The 16,729-nt window shown below is 71.0% G+C and carries 14 protein-coding genes and 2 pseudogenes; 8 read left to right on the top strand and 8 right to left on the bottom strand.

The window, feature by feature from the left end; translation table 11 throughout:
* The first annotated feature begins 137 nt into the window (after positions 1–137).
* The 3 genes from ACFZBU_RS31810 to mshC all read left to right on the top strand — a co-directional run bounded on the left by ACFZBU_RS31810 (position 138) and on the right by mshC (position 2,985).
* On the top strand, positions 138–707 hold the full coding sequence (locus ACFZBU_RS31810) for a DUF3090 domain-containing protein (protein ID WP_020551213.1): 570 nt from the start codon (positions 138–140) through the stop codon (positions 705–707).
* The gene (locus tag ACFZBU_RS31805) at positions 704–1,528 is read left to right on the top strand and encodes an SCO1664 family protein (protein WP_391587149.1); all 825 of its coding nucleotides are present in this window, start codon (positions 704–706) and stop codon (positions 1,526–1,528) included. The genes ACFZBU_RS31810 and ACFZBU_RS31805 overlap by 4 nt, the downstream gene beginning before the upstream one ends.
* 230 nt (positions 1,529–1,758) lie before the next feature.
* The gene (mshC, locus tag ACFZBU_RS31800; protein WP_391587148.1) at positions 1,759–2,985 is read left to right on the top strand and encodes a cysteine--1-D-myo-inosityl 2-amino-2-deoxy-alpha-D-glucopyranoside ligase; all 1,227 of its coding nucleotides are present in this window, start codon (positions 1,759–1,761) and stop codon (positions 2,983–2,985) included.
* A 482-nt stretch (positions 2,986–3,467) separates the two neighbouring features.
* Here mshC and ACFZBU_RS31795 read toward each other — a convergent pair whose 3' ends face one another.
* The 4 genes and pseudogenes from ACFZBU_RS31795 to ACFZBU_RS31780 form a co-directional block, all read right to left on the bottom strand.
* Positions 3,468–4,724 carry a class I SAM-dependent methyltransferase gene (locus ACFZBU_RS31795; protein ID WP_391587147.1) on the bottom strand — a complete coding sequence of 419 codons (1,257 nt, stop codon included), beginning with the start codon at positions 4,722–4,724 and terminating at the stop codon, positions 3,468–3,470.
* A 262-nt stretch (positions 4,725–4,986) separates the two neighbouring features.
* A pseudogene (locus ACFZBU_RS31790) lies at positions 4,987–5,169 on the bottom strand (DUF1365 family protein); the annotation flags it as partial.
* Between the two features lie 25 nt (positions 5,170–5,194).
* Positions 5,195–5,343: pseudogene (locus tag ACFZBU_RS31785) on the bottom strand (amine oxidase); the annotation flags it as partial.
* A gap of 221 nt (positions 5,344–5,564) precedes the next feature.
* Positions 5,565–6,440: a TIGR04222 domain-containing membrane protein gene (locus ACFZBU_RS31780; RefSeq protein ID WP_391587146.1), complete on the bottom strand. Its 876-nt coding sequence runs from the start codon at positions 6,438–6,440 to the stop codon at positions 5,565–5,567.
* A gap of 411 nt (positions 6,441–6,851) precedes the next feature.
* Between ACFZBU_RS31780 and ACFZBU_RS31775 the strand changes: the two genes are divergently transcribed.
* The 3 genes from ACFZBU_RS31775 (at position 6,852) to ACFZBU_RS31765 (ending at position 9,583) form a co-directional block, all read left to right on the top strand.
* Positions 6,852–8,180, top strand: coding sequence for a M20/M25/M40 family metallo-hydrolase (locus ACFZBU_RS31775; protein ID WP_391587145.1), 1,329 nt, complete (start codon positions 6,852–6,854; stop codon positions 8,178–8,180).
* A 204-nt stretch (positions 8,181–8,384) separates the two neighbouring features.
* The gene (locus tag ACFZBU_RS31770; protein ID WP_391587144.1) at positions 8,385–8,624 is read left to right on the top strand and encodes a chaplin; all 240 of its coding nucleotides are present in this window, start codon (positions 8,385–8,387) and stop codon (positions 8,622–8,624) included.
* Positions 8,625–8,965: 341 nt separating this feature from the next.
* On the top strand, positions 8,966–9,583 hold the full coding sequence (locus ACFZBU_RS31765) for a chaplin (RefSeq protein WP_391587143.1): 618 nt from the start codon (positions 8,966–8,968) through the stop codon (positions 9,581–9,583).
* 84 nt (positions 9,584–9,667) lie between these two features.
* Here the strand turns inward: ACFZBU_RS31765 and ACFZBU_RS31760 are convergent, their stop codons facing one another.
* Complete coding sequence (locus ACFZBU_RS31760; RefSeq protein WP_020551221.1) at positions 9,668–9,853, bottom strand: DUF5703 family protein; 186 nt, start codon at positions 9,851–9,853, stop codon at positions 9,668–9,670.
* A 117-nt stretch (positions 9,854–9,970) separates the two neighbouring features.
* On the opposite strand from ACFZBU_RS31760, the gene ACFZBU_RS31755 reads away from it, so the two are divergent.
* Positions 9,971–10,612 carry a hypothetical protein gene (locus tag ACFZBU_RS31755; protein ID WP_391587142.1) on the top strand — a complete coding sequence of 214 codons (642 nt, stop codon included), beginning with the start codon at positions 9,971–9,973 and terminating at the stop codon, positions 10,610–10,612.
* Positions 10,613–10,777: 165 nt separating this feature from the next.
* Here ACFZBU_RS31755 and ACFZBU_RS31750 read toward each other — a convergent pair whose 3' ends face one another.
* The gene (locus ACFZBU_RS31750) at positions 10,778–11,911 is read right to left on the bottom strand and encodes a chemotaxis protein (RefSeq protein ID WP_391587141.1); all 1,134 of its coding nucleotides are present in this window, start codon (positions 11,909–11,911) and stop codon (positions 10,778–10,780) included.
* Positions 11,912–12,193: 282 nt separating this feature from the next.
* Between ACFZBU_RS31750 and ACFZBU_RS31745 the strand changes: the two genes are divergently transcribed.
* Positions 12,194–13,747, top strand: a complete 1,554-nt coding sequence (locus tag ACFZBU_RS31745; protein ID WP_391587140.1) for an ABC transporter substrate-binding protein — start codon at positions 12,194–12,196, stop codon at positions 13,745–13,747.
* Here the strand turns inward: ACFZBU_RS31745 and ACFZBU_RS31740 are convergent.
* Complete coding sequence (locus tag ACFZBU_RS31740; protein WP_391587139.1) at positions 13,719–15,215, bottom strand: MFS transporter; 1,497 nt, start codon at positions 15,213–15,215, stop codon at positions 13,719–13,721. The genes ACFZBU_RS31745 and ACFZBU_RS31740 overlap by 29 nt on opposite strands.
* 183 nt (positions 15,216–15,398) lie before the next feature.
* Positions 15,399–16,481, bottom strand: a complete 1,083-nt coding sequence (locus ACFZBU_RS31735) for a fatty acid desaturase family protein (RefSeq protein ID WP_391587138.1) — start codon at positions 16,479–16,481, stop codon at positions 15,399–15,401.
* Positions 16,482–16,729 lie beyond the last annotated feature (248 nt).

The raw sequence follows: 16,729 nt of genomic DNA, 5'->3' as shown, positions 1-16,729 counted from the left end.
CGACAAACCACCGACAGACCACCGAGAAAAGCACCGACAAAGCACCGCCTGCACCGCCACCGCCGGCAGCATCACCGCCGGCCACCGGCACCGCCCCCCACCCCCGTCCCGCTCTCGACAGAAACACGGAGCAGCTCGTGCCCCGCCAGGTCTTCCTGTACGACCCCCCGGAGCGGTTCGTCGCCGGCACCGTAGGTGAGCCCGGCCAGCGAACCTTCTTCCTCCAGGCCTCCGCCGCCGGCCGCGTCACCAGCGTCGCCCTGGAGAAGACCCAGGTGTCCGTCCTGGCCGAACGCGTCGACGAATTGCTCGACGAGTTGGTTCGTCGCACCGGCGGCGAGACCGCCGTGCCGGCCGTGACGCCGGCCGAACTGGAGGACTCCGGCCCGCTGTTGCCGCCGATCCTGGAGGAGTTCCGGGTCGGCACCATGGCGCTCGCGTGGGATGCCGACGACGAGCGGCTCGTGGTCGAGGCGCAGGCCCAGGTGCCCGACGACGACTCGCCCGAGGACACCCTGCTCGGCGATGACGACGACGAGGACGGCCCGCCGCTGCTCCGGGTCCGGCTCACCGGCGGTCAGGCCCGGGCGTTCGCCAAGCGCGCGCTGCTCGTGGTCGCGGCGGGCCGGCCCGCCTGCCCGTTCTGTGGACTGCCGATGGACCCCGAGGGCCACATCTGCCCGCGCGCCAACGGATACCGGCGTTGACCGACACGGTTCTCGACGCCGCGGCCGTCCCGAAGCTGTTGCGCCGGGGCGAGTTGACGGTGCAGGCGCGGCTGGAGGACGCCTCCAACGCGACGCTGTACTGCATGGCGACGCTGGACGGGATATCCCTGCCGTGCGTGTGGAAGCCGGTGGCGGGCGAGCGGCCGCTGTGGGACTTCCCGGACGGCACGCTGGCGGGGCGCGAGGTGGCCGCGTACGAGGTGTCCGAGGCGCTCGGCTGGAACATCGTGCCGACGACCGTGTTCCGCGAAGGGCCGTACGGTGCGGGCATGTGCCAGCTGTGGATCGACCACAAGCCGGCCGACGACGAACCGGAGCCGGTGGCGATCCTGCCCGCGGTGGACCCGGGTCCGGCCTGGAAGCCGATCGCGCGCGTGGTCGTCCCGGACGAGCAGGGCAAGGAGCAGCCGGCCCTGCTCGTGCACGCCGCCGCCGACGCGCTGCACCGGATCGCGGTGTTCGACGCGGTGATCAACAACGCCGACCGCAAGGGCGGCCACCTGCTGCCCGGTCCCGACGGCCACGTGTACGGGATCGACCACGGCATCTGCTTCCACGTCGAGGACAAGCTGCGCACGCTGCTGTGGGGCTGGGCCGGCGAGCCGCTGCCGGACACCGCGCGGGAGGCGCTGACCTCGCTGGCGACCGACCTGGCGGGGCCGCTCGGCGTGCGGCTGGCCGAGCTGATCACGCCGGACGAGGTGGCCGCGACCCGCGAACGGGTGCGGGTCCTGCTCGCCGAGAACCGGCTGCCGCAGCCGGACGGCCGCCGACACGTGATCCCCTGGCCGCCGATCTGAACCCGGCCGCACGCACGACCGCACGCAGGGTCGGCCGAGTCCTGCCCGAAGGGTGCGAGCGCCCCCGGCACGGTGCGAGCGAGGCCCACCCGGGCCGGTCCCGGGCCCACTCCGGCGCCGAGACCCGATCGCCGGCGCGCCGGACCGTGCATGTCGTTCGGCAAAGACGCGGAAATTAGTCCGCCAACCCTGGAAGATCTTCCGCCCTCGCGGACGTTAGTCTCATACGTATGTATGCCTGGCCTGCACCCGAGCTCCCCGTTCTCCCTGGTCAGGGTGCGTCCCTGCGCGTGCACGACAGCTCCGTGCGCGATCTCGTGACGATCACCCCGGGACCGGTCGCGCGGCTGTACGTGTGCGGCATCACGCCGTACGACGCGACCCACATGGGGCATGCCGCCACATATGTCGCGTTCGACCTGCTTCAGCGGGTCTGGCGGGACGCCGGCCACGACGTGGACTACGTGCAGAACGTCACCGACGTCGACGACCCGCTCCTGGAGCGGGCCGAACGGGACGGAGTGGACTGGGTCGAGCTGGCGCAGCGCGAGACCGCGCTGTTCCGTGAGGACATGGCCTCGCTGCGGGTGCTCCCGCCGGCGAACTACATCGGCGTGGTCGAGGCGATCCCGCTGATCGTGCCGCTGATCGAGGACCTGCTCGCGAAGGACGCGGCCTACTCGGTGGACGGCGACATCTACTTCTCGATCGCGTCGGACGAGAGCTTCGGCGGCGTGTCCGGCTACACCGCCGCCCGGATGCTGGAGATCTTCGGCGAGCGCGGCGGCGACCCGGAGCGGGCGGGCAAGAAGGACCCGCTCGACCCGCTGCTGTGGCGCGCGGCGCGGCCCGGCGAGCCGTCCTGGGACGCGTCCTTCGGCGCGGGCCGGCCCGGCTGGCACATCGAGTGTGTGGCGATCGCGCTCAAGTACCTGGGCATGGGCTTCGACGTGCAGGGCGGCGGCAGCGACCTGGTCTTCCCGCACCACGAGATGGGTGCGTCGCACGCGCATGTGGTCACCGGCGAGGTGCCGTACGCGAAGGTCTACGTGCACGCCGGCATGGTCGCGCTGGACGGCGAGAAGATGTCCAAGTCGCGCGGCAACCTGGTGTTCGTGTCCAAGCTGCGCCGCGAAGGCGTGGACCCGATGGCGATTCGCCTGGTGCTGCTGGCCCACCACTACCGCAGCGACTGGGAATGGACCGACGATGTCCTCGCGGACGCCCAGACCCGGCTCGCGACCTGGCGCGCGGCGGTCGGCCGCCCGGACGGGCCGGACACCACCGAACTGCTCGCCACGATCCGCGAACGCATGTCCGACGACCTGGACGCGCCCGGTGCACTGGCCGCGATGGACGCGTGGGCGGCCCGGCAACTCGCCGAAGGCGGCGACGACATGTCCGCCCCGGGCGTGGCCTCACGCGCCCTGGACGCGATCCTCGGCGTGGCCCTCTGACCCGAGGGTCGACCACCCGCGGCGGAACAGCGCGACCGAGCAGCGAGTCCCGAAGACCGGGCCGACCACCCGGTAGACAAGCGCCGAGACGAACGCTGAGACGAACGTCGAGCCAAGCACCGAGTCATGCACCGAGACGAGCGTGCTCCGGAGCCGCGCCCGCGGCGCGAGCACCGGCGGCCGACCCCTGGAAGGCCGTGGCCACTCGTCGCGAACGAAGGCCCCGACCGGGATTTCCCGGTCGGGGCCTTTCCTCGCGAGGAGCCGGTCGTACCGACTCCTTCGCCACTGCGGACGTCGAATCACCGCTCCACCCGGCCACACCCCCGCGACGGCCGACCGGAGCGGATCCTCGTCCACGACCCCAGCAGATCACGTGTGCCACTCCCGGCACTTCAGGGGAAGCCCTCAACTTCCGAGGACCCGGTGAGGGAGTCCCGCACCGCGCGCCGCCCCGGCAGCCGGGCGGCCCCCGCCTCCGGTCATGCCTCCATCAGCAGATATTGCCGCACGTCCAGGTAGCCGGACCGGAAACCCGCCTCGGACCAGGACAGATACAGGTTCCACATGCGCCGGAACACGTGGTCGAAGCCCAACTCCTCCACCTCGTCCGCGCGTCGGTTGAACCGCTCGCGCCACAACCGGAGCGTCTCGGCATAGTGCAGGCCGTACGACCTGCTGTCGGCAACCCGCAGCCGGGTGGCGGCGGTCGCCTTGCGCACCGCGTCGTCGGAGGGGATCAGGCCGCCCGGGAAGATGTACTTGTGGATCCAGGTGTACGTGGCCCGACTGGCCACCATGCGGTCGTGCGGCATGGTGATCGACTGGAGCGCGACCCGTCCGCCCGGCGCGAGCCGTCGGTCCAGCACGCCGAAGTAGATCGGCCAGTACTCCTCGCCCACCGCCTCGATCATCTCCACGCTGACGATCGCGTCGTAGGTGCCGCGCACTTGGCGGTAGTCGCACAGTTCGACCTCGACCCGGTCGGCGAGACCGGCCCTGGCGATCCGCTCGATCGCCAGGTCGCGCTGCTCGGCCGAGATGGTGATGGTGTGCACGTGGGCACCCCGTTCGGCCGCGCGCAGGGCCAACTCGCCCCACCCGGTGCCGATTTCCAGCACGCGCGTGCCCGGACCGACGTCCGCGAGGTCGAGCAGGCGGTCGATCTTGCGGTGTTGCGCCTCGGTCAGCGCGTCCTCCACGGCCCTGGGGCCGCCGTCCGCACCCTGCTCGAACACCGCGGACGAATAGGCCATCGACTCGTCCAGGAACGTCGCGAACAGTTCGTTCGACAGGTCGTAGTGCCGATGGATGTTGCGCTTGGCACCCGCCACGGTATTGCGCTGCGAACGCGGCATCCGGGGCACCACCACGGGACGAAGTCGCTGTAGTGCGGGCGGGATCAGCGTGCTCACCCGGGACGCGAACACGGTCAGCACGGCGGTCAGGTCGTCGGCCTCCCAGTCGCCCGCCTGATACGCCTCACCGAAACCGATCAGCCCGCCCGCGCCGACCCGGTTGAAGAACGCCTCCGGCCGGACGATCCGCATCCGGGGCGCCGCCGCGCCGCCGCTCCCGAACACCGCACCGTCGATCCACACACGTAGCGGCAACCGTGCCACCGCCCGCTCGAACAGGAACCGGGCGGCCGCCGCACGCACCGGCCGCCTGGGCACCTCGGCCACGTCCGGCCAGCGCACCGGGTCGATCCGAGTCGGGGCAACCTCGATCACACTCAACGCAGACTCCCTCCAGTCCTGTGCCGCTCCGCGGGTGCCGCACAGCCCCGAACCGACGCCACGCCCGGCGGATCCGCGCCATGTCGAGGCGCGACGCCACCGGGTGGCGCAGGGTCGGGTCCGGGCAGGGGATCGCACCGTGTATGGGCCCGCTCCCCTCGCACCCGAGCCACAAACGGCCGCGCACCCGGATGGTGCAACGTGACCGTCGCCGCCGAGTCCCCGTCCGACTCGGGCAGATCGGTCGACGGCTGCCCGACACGGGGAGGAACGGCGAAACGTAGAACCCTTTTTCGATCGTGGCTCTTCCCCGACCGTCGGTGCGCAGTACATACGCGTGCCGGCCGCCATGGGTGTCGTGCACCTCGGCCACCACACACGCGGGTGCGCCGGTGCGGTCGCGGCACCCGTAGAGCGACAGCGGGTTGAACACGTAACCGAACACCCGCGCCCGGGATTTGCGTCGCCGGTCACGGTGACCACCGCCCGCCGGGCGCGTGCGCCGCGGCGGCACCTGCGCGGCAACCGTCCTCGTGGAAGCCCCACCCGTGGTAGCCCCCGCGAACGCAAGCCGGTTCCGGTCGAGTTCGGGCAATCGGCGCTGCGCGGCAACGGCTTCGCGGGATGCTCGTCACCAAGGCGTAGCGCCCGGGCGCATCGCGCGCCGCGGCGGAAGCACACGGAGCCCGGCGGTCGGGTCGGCTCCGCCGCCGTCCCCGATTCCGCCGGGCCGATCGTGTTCGTCGTGGCCCGACCCATCGCGTGCGCCGTGCCGCTTCCGCATCCTCATGGACAGGATTCGGAGCCGTACGGCGCACGGATGGGTACGGATCCCCCGGTTCAGCCGCCGCAGCCGCCGCCACCGCCACAACCGCCGCCACCACCGCAGCTGCTTCCCCCGCCACAGCTGCTTCCGCCGCCGCCGTCTCCGCCGCCGCCACCGCTGCTGCCGCCGTAGGCCACCAGTGCCGTCCTGGCATCCGGGTCGGGGTGCGCGGCCAGGCCCAGGCAGGCCACCGTGAACAGGCCCGCCAGCGCACCGGCGCCGACCAGGACGCCGGAGCGGCGGTCCGCACGCAGCTGCGTGGTCAGGTCGCGCAGTGCCCTGCGCCCCGCGCGGGTGGCCCGGAACGGCGTGCTGAGGATGCCCGCGATGACAAACGTGAGCACGATCAGCGGGACCAGGAATCCGATCGGCCTGCTGTGTGCCAGGCCGTTGACGAAGCGGGCGATGCCCACCAGGCCGAGCACGAGCATCAGCCGCGGTGGCACCTTGCCGATCCGTCGGGCCAACCGGGAGTGCACGAGGCCGCGTTCGACCAGGCTGTCCTCGATCTCGGCGAGCATGCTGCTGCGGCTCCAGGCCCGCAACAGTGCGAGCCGGGTGCCCCGGGTGGTGCGCACGCAGTCCATCACGGCCGCCGCGACCGGCTCGGTCGGCCGTGACCCGGTGGCGGCGGTGACCTGCCCGGCGCGCTGGACGTGTACGTATCCCTCGGTGATCAGCGAGGCCACCGCGGTCTCGGCGACCCGGACGGGTCCGCCTGCCAGGTAGGCGGCGTCGTATGCGCCGAGCGGCGCCCGGTTCGCCTGGCCCCGGATCGCCCAGGCCATCACGATCCGGAACACGATCGCCAGGACGATCAGGCCGGCGAGCAGGCCGCCGTAGAGCTTGAGGAATTCGGGACCGGTCAGGCCCCACGCTGTGCCGTTCATGCGACGTCCCTCCCGATGGCCCGACTCGCGGCTTTCCACGTCTTGTTCGACTTGTACGGCTTGTTCTGTGTTCGGCTTGTTCCGCCTGATCCGGAAGGTAGCAGCGGCCCGTCGCCCCCGGTCAGAGGCATCTCCCTACGTTCGTGCGGAAGCCTCGTCGACGCCGTCGCCGAGGCGTCGCCGACGCGACCTCCGAGGCAGCCGTCGATGCCTTCACCGAGCCGCCGCCGAGGCTTCGCCGGAGCCGTCGGCGAGGCCCCTCGCCGCCTGCCCGCCCCGGCCCGTCGCCGTCCCGCCTCGACTGACTGGACGTCAGAACACCGCCCGGGACATACCGACTCCGCCCGCGGGTGCAGGATGGGGGGTACACCCGTACACGCGTGCCGTTCCGCCTTTCCCGAGGAGCCCGTCATGACGGAGGCTGTCCGTCCCCAGCCCACCACCACCGCGGAAGACGAGGTCGTCGACCTGTGCCGCGATCTGATTCGGATCGACACGAGCAACTACGGTGACGGCTCGGGTCCGGGAGAACGCGCCGCCGCGGAGTACGTCGCCGAGAAGCTCGCCGAGGTCGGCCTCGCACCGCAGATCTACGAGTCCGAGCGCGGCCGGGCCAGCACCGTGGTCCGGATCGAGGGCACCGACCGGTCCCGGCCGGGGCTGCTGATCCACGGCCACCTGGACGTGGTGCCCGCCCACGCCGCGGACTGGACCTACGACCCGTTCGCGGGCGAGGTCGCGGACGACTGCGTGTGGGGTCGCGGCGCGGTCGACATGAAGGACATGGACGCGATGGTGCTCGCGGTGCTGCGCGACCGGGTGCGCACCGGCCGACTGCCCTCGCGGGACATCGTGCTCGCCTTCGTGGCCGACGAGGAGGCCGGCGGCCTCTTCGGGGCACGGCATCTGGTGAACAACCACGCCGACTTGTTCGAAGGGGTCACCGAGGGCATCGGCGAGGTCGGCGGTTTCTCCTTCACGGTCAACGACGATCTGCGGCTGTACCTGGTCGAGACCGCGCAGAAGGGCATGGACTGGATGCGGCTGATCGTGGACGGCACCGCCGGCCACGGGTCGATGATCGCCAAGGACAACGCGATCACCGAACTGGCCGAGGCGGTCGCCCGGGTGGGTCGGCACAAGTTCCCGATCCGGGTCACCAAGACGGTGCGGGCATTCCTGGACGAGGTCTCGGACGCGCTGGGCATCGAACTCGACCCGGACGACATCGAGTCCACGATCGAGCGGCTCGGCCCGATCGCGAGCATCATCGGCGCGACCATCCGCAACACCGCGCAGCCGACCATGCTCGATGCCGGATACAAGGTCAACGTGATCCCCGGCCAGGCCACCGCGCATCTGGACGGCCGGTTCCTGCCGGGCTTCGAGGACGAGTTCCACGCCGAACTGGACGCGGTCCTGGGTCCGCGGGTGCGGCGCGAGACGGTGCACACCGACCAGGCCCTGGAGACCGGCTTCGACGGTGCGCTCGTCGAGGCCATGTCGGCGGCGCTGCGGGCGCACGACCCGGCCGCGCGGGCGGTGCCGTACTGCCTGTCCGGTGGCACGGACGCGAAGTCCTTCGCCGATCTGGGCATTCGCTGCTTCGGCTTCGCGCCGCTGAAGCTGCCGGCCGACCTCGACTTCGCGGGCATGTTCCACGGCGTCGACGAGCGGGTCCCGGTGGACGGCCTCAAGTTCGGCGTGCGGGTGCTGGACCACTTCCTGGACAACGCGTGAGAGTGCACGGCGTGCGGACGGGGCGCCGGGAGTGCTCCCGGCACTCCGTCCGCGCGCCGGCTCGGTCCCGTGGCCCGGCGTTTCCGGGGCCGGGCCCGAACGAGTGAATACCTCGGCCGACGCGTAGCCTCCGTCCGGTCCCGTCGTTTCCCCTTGTGCGGCGCGCAAGCGCGTCGTGGTGTCGACAAGGAGGACGAAAGAATCATGAAGAAGATGGGCAAGGTCGCGTTCATCGTCGCGGCCGGCGGTGGTCTTGTGCTCGCCGGCGCCAGTGGCGCCATGGCCGACTCCGAGGCGCAGGGTGCGGCCGTCGGCTCCCCCGGTGTGCTCTCGGGCAACAACATCCAGGTCCCGATCCACGTGCCGATCAACCTGTGCGGCAACACCATCGACATCATCGGTGTGCTGAACCCCACGTTCGGCAACACCTGCATCAACGCCTGATCCAGGCCCACACGCTCGTTGGTGTGCGGACGGCCCCGAGACCCACACGGTCTCGGGGCCGTCCCGCTGTGCGGTGATCCCGGGCCCTGAGGACACCGCCGGGACCGGGCCCGCCGACGCCTCGCCGGCCCGCACGGGCGTTGATCGCCATCGGTCAGCCAAGCATCCGACTGGGATGAAAAGCGCCCAAAAACGATCAGATCCTGGTTGCAAGAAATCCCGAAACTCAGCCGTACGAGCGAATCGACCCCGCTTCGGTGACCTCCTGTGTCGGCTCTCGTTGACGTCCGTGCGGGGTCATCGTCCCCCGCCCCTCGCGAGAGAGACACAGGGGTACTTACATGCATCAGTTCGCAAAGAAGGGGCTGTTGGTCGTCATCACCACCACGGGCGCACTCGCGTCCGCGGCGGTGGGCGTGGCCAACGCCGGCAGTGCGGCCGATGGCGCGGCCGTCGGCTCGCCCGGTGTGCTCTCGGGCAACAACATCCAGGTCCCGATCCACGTTCCGGTGAACGTGTGCGGGAACACGGTGAACGTGATCGGCGCCCTGAACCCGGCGTTCGGCAACCACTGCGTGAACGCGTCCAACCCCACGCGCCCTCCGCACACCGAGCCGCCGCACACCAAGCCGCCGACTTCGTGCCCGCCGAGCACGAAGCCGCCGACCACGCACCCCCCGACCACCAAGCCCCCCACCACGAAGCCGCCGACCACCAAGCCGCCGACCACCGGTGGCAGCAACGGTGGCACGACGGGCGGCGTCACGGGTGGGACGACCGGCGGCAGCACCGGTGGCAGCTCGGGTGGTGCGACCGGGGGCGACACCGGTGGGTCCACGAGCCACGCCGGCTCGCTTGCCGAGACCGGTTCGAACGCGCTCACGGTGGCCCCGATCGGCGCCGCGCTGCTGCTCGGCGGCTTCGTGCTGTACCGCCGTTCCCGCCCCGCGCAGGACTGAGCACGACCCGTACGACGGATGAACGCGAGGACTGCTCGCCCCTGGGAGGACAGGGGCGGGCAGTCCTCGCGGTGTGACGGCCCGTCACATGGTCCGCACCTGTCGGATGATCCGGCGCCGCAGCACCACTCGTCGGCTGCCGTCGCCGCGCAGGAGCAATCGGTCCAGCTCCCAGTAGCCGTACTCGGCCTGCTCGGTCAGGATGCGACACGCGTCGGTCCGGGAGGTGCCGCGCGGGATGTCCAGTTGCCGAAACTCGTATTCCGCCATGTTTCCGTTCCCCGGCAGCCGCGCCGAGGCACGGTGACCGGCCTTTTGGTGACTCTCCGACTCCGCCATCAGTGAACCATTGTGCGCGCGTGGGGGTCTTGCGGATAACGTCACCCCATGACCGGTGTTGCGCAGCCCACGCCAGAGCAGGTCCGTGCCGCCGCGGACGTTCTCAAATCGGCGATCGACGACCATTTGGCCGCCGTCGAAGCCCGCCAGGGCGAGAGCGACCCGGCCGTGTTCGCCGCGTACGACGCGCTCGCGGCCGCCGCGGAGGCATACGACGAGTTGTTGTACGACGCCTACGACGAGGTCACCCCCTTCGAGGTGCCGAGCAGCAGCGAGGAAACCGAGTACGAGGGGCCCACCAACCCGGAGGCGGTCACCGTGCTGATCCGCCGGGACTACGCGATCAAGGATCTGATCACGCTCGTCGACCACGCCCGCCGGGCCGACGCGGAGGCGGGCGACACGGAACCGTCGGCGTCCCCGCGCGACGCCGGCACCGACAGCGCGTCGAGCGCGGTCGCGGTGCTCTTCGACGTGTACGACCCGGACGAGATCGCCCAGCGCGCCGACGAACTCGGCCTGGAACCGGGCGATTCCACCCTGTGGGTATCGGCGATCGAGCCGACCGAGCCGGGCGAATGGCTGGACGCCCCGTTCGACGACGCGGATCCGCGCAGCATCATCTACCGGTTCGAGACCAGTACGGCGTACGAGGACGACCTCGAGGCGCTGGAGCGCGACCTGCACTGACCATTCGACCGAGCCGTCGACCCGCTCCTCGCACATCCCTCGACGACCGAGTGCGGCGGCGACCCGCGAAGGGCCACCGCCGCACTCGTCGCGTTTGCCGGACGGGTGCGACGACCCACGATCGGCCGCCGCCGCACGCCCCCACCAGGATCCGCCGGACACGGCCTAGTAGCGCAGCGCCAGCGCGATGCCGCCGGCATCCGCGAGCGTGTCGTCGGGCACGAAGACGACCTTGCCGTCCGCCTCCAGGGTCGCCTCGACCACGGTGTCCACGATGTCGTCCTCGGCTCGGCCGGCCAGTACCGCGTCCTCGGCGTGCGGGCCGGTGAGCACCTGGAGCACGACCTCCCCGGTGCGATCGACCGTCACCAGTCGACCGGTCACCCGCAGTCCCTCCTCGACCACGAGCAGCGCGCCGCGGCCGGCTCGGGCGGGCGCCCACACCTCCTGGATGCCCTCGGCGTACCGCTTGCCGCTGCGCGCGTCGTCCAGCGCCCGCAGTGCCGCGGCGGTCGCCTCCGCGGCCAGCGCGGTCCGCGCCGGTGCGAGGATCTCGGCGAACTGGCCGGGCGTCGCCTCGCTGACGCCGCCGACCTCCAACTCGGTCTCGGCCAGGTGCGCGCCGTTGCGGGTGTTCTCCCGGAACGCCTTGACCTGGGGTCGCAGACCGACCAACACGACCTTGTCCTCGCGTCCGGCGAGCGCGCGCGCCAATTGTTCGTCGGCCTCGTTCAGCAACCGGCGGAAGTCCTCGCTCACGCCCAGGCCGCCGCCCTCGCGCGTGGGCGGTCCGTCCCGCTCCGGACCGGCCGAGGTGATCGGGAAGCCGCCGTCGCGGACCTCGTGCACCTCGTCGCCGCGGCCGTGCCACAGGTGCACCTCGTGCTCGCTGAGCACCAGCGCCCAGTAGGGGGTGAGCCGTTCGGCCGCGGCCACCAGGTTGCGGGTGAGGTAGGTGGTCGCGAGCACCACCCGCTCACCGACGGGTGCCTGCACGGTGAACGCGTAGTGTTCCTCGGCCGAGGCGTAGAGCACCAGGCCGTCCAGGAAGTGCTCGGGATCCAGCTCCGCCGCCGCGGCCTTGAGCCGGTCGACGGTCTTGATCCGGGCCTCCCGGCCCACCTCCGGATCCGCCGCGAGCCGTTTCTCCGCCTCGGCCAGCACGTTCCGCAGTCGGATGTGGTCCTGCTGGTTCTCCGGGCGGTGCCGGTGCGTGGGCAGCGTCAGGGACACCGCAGGGTACGCGCGCGGGCGGCGCAGCTCGGCGAGCAGTTCCGGCGACAGTGCGGCGGTCGTCATGCGGTCTCCTGGCGTGCGTTCCGGCCTCATGGCATCGACAAACACAGCGTCCTATGCCCGATTCGACAGGGAAATCGCATGAATCACCCGACCGGCCCGCAACCGGCGCCGCGCCCTCGGTTGCGCCCTGCCGCCCTCGCACACCGATCACTCTGCATGGAACAGTTGTTGACGGTGAGTCAGGAGAGACCTAGGTTGATCCTCGCTGATCCTTGACACGCAGCATCCACGAAGACCCAGGGTCTGCCCGACCCCGGTGGGCCCGTGCGAGGAGAGATCACCGTGCGATCCGTGCCCACCCGGCAGGCGGCCCTGTTCGCCGCGTTGACCGGACTGATCCTGACCACCGCCGCGTGCGGCTCCGACGACGGCGCCGGCGGCTCGGCGCGCGGCGCGATGACCGTCCTGGTCACCCAGGAGGCGCGCAGCCTGGACCCGATCGTGGCGAGTCTGTCCCAGATCACCGGCGGCACCCAGGCCGCGGCCGTGTTCGACGTACTGCTGTGGATCGACCCGAAGACGGGTCGCGCGCAACCCCAACTCGCCGAGAGCGCGACCGCGGCGGAGGGCGGTCGGGTCTGGACGTTGCGGCTGCGGCCCGACCTGAAGTTCTCCGACGGCACCGCGTTGGATGCCGAGGCGGTCAAGTTCAACTGGGAGCGGCACGCCGATCCGGCGAACAAGTCGCTACAGGCCCGCGTGGTCACCGGGCTCGGCATATCCGTCACCGACAGCCGGACCGTCAAGGTCACCCTGCCGGCGCCGAACGCCCACTTCGACAAGGTGATCGCGCACAACCTCGCGTTCATCGGCTCGCCGACCGCGATTCGGGCCGATCCCAAGGGATTCGGCGCCAAGCCGGTGGGCGCCGGGCCCTACCGGCTCAAGAGCTGGGTGCGCGACCAGCAGATGGTTCTGGAGCGCAATCCGAAGTACTGGCAGGTGGGCGGCCGGCCGCCGCTGAAGGAGTTGACCCTCAAGCCGGTGGTCGACCAGTCGCAGCGACTGGCCATGCTGGCCGCCAACCAGGCCCAGGTGCTGACCACGGCCCAGGCCAAGCTGCTCGGCGATGCGCAAAAGGCCGGTCTGCCGGTGCTCACCGAGGGCAAGAGCGGCGGGTTCATGACGCTGTTCAACACCAGCCGGCCGCCGTTCGACGACCCGCGTGCACGGCGCGCGTTCGCGCTGATCATGGATCCGGCGGCGCGCGCGAAGGTGGTCACCGACGGCACCGGCAAACCGCTGAGCACCTTCCTGCGCCCGGGATCGGACTTCGCCGCGCCGGAGGCGACGCTGCCGTCGAACAACCGGGTCCAGGCCCAGCAACTGCTGGACGCGCTCGCCGCCGAGGGCAAGCCGCTGGCCTTCACGTACAGCACCTACAACAGCCCGGGCTCGCATCTGACCGCCGAGTACTGGCTCGCGCAGGTGGCCGACATGAAGAACATCACCATGAAGACCGAGTTCCTGGAGGGCACCCAATACCTCCAGAAGGTGCAGATCCAGCGGCAGTTCGACGCGGGCGAGTTCGTGTTGTCCTTCGACGACCCGGAGCCGGTGTTGTACAACTTCCTGCACTCCAAGGGCCAGGACAACCACATGCAGTGGAAGAACCCGGCGGTGGACCAGGCGCTGGACCAGGCCCGGGCCACCACCGACGCCACGACCCGGCGGGCCGCCTACGCCGTGGTGCAGCGCGAACTGGCCAAGGACCTCCCGATGTTCGCCTACGAGCAGGCATTCACCGCGGCGATCCGGGCGAAGGACGCGAAGGTGGCCGACCTGACCGTGTTCGAGGACGGGCTGATCATGTTCGACCGGTTGGGTCCGGCGTAGCCGCGATGGATCGGGGCTCGACGGCCCGGGCGGGGCTCGCCGATTCGAGCGGGACCGCCACGGCCGTCGGGCCGGCGGGTTCGGGGATGCACAGGCACGCGACGAGTGCGCAACCGGCCACGACGCCGGCGATCACGAAGACGACCATGTAGGCGTGCAGCGTGGGCAGCACGCGGCCGCCCACGGACATCGTGTAGGACGTGAGCACCGCCGCCACCACCGCGCTGCACACGGCCTGGCCGATCGTGCGCATCAGCGCGTTGATGCCGTTGGCGGCGGCGGTCTGGGCGGCCGGGATCGCCCGGATGACGAGCATCGGCAGCGCCGAGTAGCACATCGCGGTGCCGGAGGCGACGACCGTCGCGCCCATGATGATGGTCCACAACTCGTGGCTGGTGAAGATCCGCACCACGTAGCCCAGGCCGAGCAGGATCGCGCCGATGCCGAGGCAGAACCGGGGTCCGCGGGAGGCGGTCAGCCGGGTGGAGATCGGTGAGAGCACGACCATCATCACCCCGCCGGGCAGCAGACACAGCCCGCCGATGGCGACCGAGACGCCCAGTCCGTAGCCGCTCTCCTTCGGCGTCTGCACCAATTGGGCGGTGGAGAGGCTGTTCGCGTAGAACGAGAAGCCGATGAACAGCGCGGCGATGTTGGGCAGCAGCACCGCCGGTCGCGCGGTCACCCGCAGGTCCACCAGCGGGGTGCTCACCCGCCACTGGTGCATCCCCCACGCGAGCACGATCAGCGCGGCGGCACCCAGCAGACCCAGTGTCCGGGTGCTCGTCCAGCCCCAGGCGGTGCCCTTGGACACCGCGAGCAACAGGCAGACCAAAAACGCGGCGAGGCCGAGCGAGCCGACCACGTCGAACCGGCCGGGACTGCGCACCGGCGATTCGCGGACGACCAGCAGGACCAGCCCCAGGACCAGCAGGGCGAGCGCGGCGGCTCCCCAGAACATCGCGTGCCAGTCGGCGTGGTCCACGACCAGGCCCGCCAGCGGCAGTCCGACGGCCGCGCCGATGCCCAGTGTCGAACTCATCATCGCGACGCCGCCGCCGACCTTGGCCGGCGGCAATTCGTCGCGCAGGATGCTGATCCCCAGCGGGACCACGGCGGTGGCCATGCCCTGGAGGGCGCGGCCGACGATCAGGACGCCGATGTCCGAGGTCAGCGCGCACATCACCGAGCCGATCGAGAGCACGCTCATCGCCAGGACCAGCATGCGCTTCTTGCCGAACATGTCGCCCGCCCGGCCGAGCAGCGGTGTGCACACCGAGCCGCTGAGCAGGGTCGCGGTGACCGTCCAGCTGACCGTCGAGGCGGAGCTTCCGGTCAGCGCGGGCAGGTCCGGGAGCAGCGGTACCACGACGGTCTGCATGAGCGCGGCGACGATGCCGCACGAGCCCAGGACCGGTACCAGGAAACGTTGTCGCGGGTCCTGCGGGATCGAGGCGGGGCCGGCCACGGGACGCGCTCCTGGGTGGGGACGGAAATGGTCGGCCCCACCCTAGAGATAGATGTAGAACACATCAATCGTTTGCGTGCACCTTTGTCCGCCGCTTTGCCGTCCGTGCTCGGGCGGGCGGGCTCGGGCGCCCGCGCTCTGCCGTCCGCCGTTCCACCGTCCGCCCCGGTGCCGACGCGGAGGTCAGCTCGCCTGCCCGGTCGGCTCGCCGCGTCCGGTCCGCTCGGCGCGCAGGGAGGCGCCGACGTCGTGCATGTGGCCCAGTGCCTGCCGGTAGGACTGCACCAGGCTCGTCTCCAGGTAGGGCACGCCGAGCCGGTCGCAGTGCGCACGCACGATCGGCTGCGCCCGCCGCAGGTTCACCCGCGGCATGTTCGGCACCAGGTGGTGTTCGACCTGGTAGTTCAGTCCGCCGAGCATCCAGTCGGTGACCGGGCCGCCCGCGACGTTGCGCGAGGTCAGCACCTGACGCCGCAGGTGGTCCCACTTCACGCCCGGCTCGGGCGCGGGCATGCCCTTGTGGTTGGGCGCGAACGCCATGCCCAGGTGCAGGCCGAGCAGCGCGTGCGTGACCAGGACGAAGACCAGCGCCTTGACCGGGGACATCGCGATCGACAGCACCGAGAGGTACACGGCGTAGTGCACGGCCAGTACCGAGCCCTCCACCAGGCGCTCGCGCGGGGTCCGCTCCTTGAGCGCCATCAGGCCGGTGACCTTGAGGTTGAGCCCTTCGAGCAGCAGCAGCGGGAAGAACAGCCGGGCCTGGTGCCGGGTCAGCCAGCCCATCAGGCCGGTTCGCCCGGCGGTCTGGTCGGCATCCCAGACCAGCACGCCGACCGAGACGTCGGGGTCCTTCTCCAGGTGGTTCGGGTTGGCGTGGTGCTTGTTGTGCTTGGCGTTCCACCACCCGCAGCTCATGCCCATCAGCAGGTTGCCGTGCAGCAGCGCGAGCACCCGGTGGGTACGGGCCGAGCGGCCGATCTGCTGGTGGCCGGCGTCGTGGCCGACGAAGGAGGCGCGGGTGGTGAACAGCGCGACCGGAACGGCCATGGCGAGCTGCCACCACGAGTCGCCCACCCACACGACCGCGGCCCAGGAACCGAGCAGGAAGAGCAGGTTCAGCCCGATCATCCGGGCGTACCAGGCGGTGCGCCGCTCCAGCAGTCCGGCCGCCTTGAGGTCGGCGAGCAGCGGCGCGAAGTCGCTGCCCCGACGCGGAGGCGGCGATATCTCCGGATTGTCCAGCACGGGTGCGGTCAAGGTCATGGGGCGTCCCTGTATCTGGGGGAAGGGTGGTCTTTCGAGCGCGGTGGCTTGGCGCCATCTCGACGCTATTGACCGCCCGTCCGAGGGACGATCCGACAAGCCCCCCGATTACGGGGGGAGGCTGCGCCCCCCGCGAGGGGGTCGAGCACCATGGACACACGCGGCGCGATCCGGTAAGGGCCGGCACGGGGTCTGGGCACCGTCGCCGCGTTATTCGAACTGTCGCATCTTGATCGGGGTGCCGGCTA

Source organism: Embleya sp. NPDC008237, from assembly GCF_042956465.1.
Classification (GTDB): Bacteria; Actinomycetota; Actinomycetes; order Streptomycetales; family Streptomycetaceae; genus Embleya.
Note: the sequence above shows the minus strand (reverse complement) of the source record. Positions and strands in the feature narration are given on the sequence as shown.

Coding starts and splice junctions, on each gene's coding strand:
- mshC (WP_391587148.1), top strand. CDS start 1,759: ATGTATGCCTGGCCTGCACCCGAGCTCCCCGTTCTCCCTGGTCAGGGT.
- ACFZBU_RS31780 (WP_391587146.1), bottom strand. CDS start 6,440: ATGAACGGCACAGCGTGGGGCCTGACCGGTCCCGAATTCCTCAAGCTC.
- ACFZBU_RS31775 (WP_391587145.1), top strand. CDS start 6,852: ATGACGGAGGCTGTCCGTCCCCAGCCCACCACCACCGCGGAAGACGAG.
- ACFZBU_RS31770 (WP_391587144.1), top strand. CDS start 8,385: ATGAAGAAGATGGGCAAGGTCGCGTTCATCGTCGCGGCCGGCGGTGGT.
- ACFZBU_RS31765 (WP_391587143.1), top strand. CDS start 8,966: ATGCATCAGTTCGCAAAGAAGGGGCTGTTGGTCGTCATCACCACCACG.
- ACFZBU_RS31760 (WP_020551221.1), bottom strand. CDS start 9,853: ATGGCGGAATACGAGTTTCGGCAACTGGACATCCCGCGCGGCACCTCC.
- ACFZBU_RS31755 (WP_391587142.1), top strand. CDS start 9,971: ATGACCGGTGTTGCGCAGCCCACGCCAGAGCAGGTCCGTGCCGCCGCG.
- ACFZBU_RS31750 (WP_391587141.1), bottom strand. CDS start 11,911: ATGACGACCGCCGCACTGTCGCCGGAACTGCTCGCCGAGCTGCGCCGC.
- ACFZBU_RS31735 (WP_391587138.1), bottom strand. CDS start 16,481: ATGACCTTGACCGCACCCGTGCTGGACAATCCGGAGATATCGCCGCCT.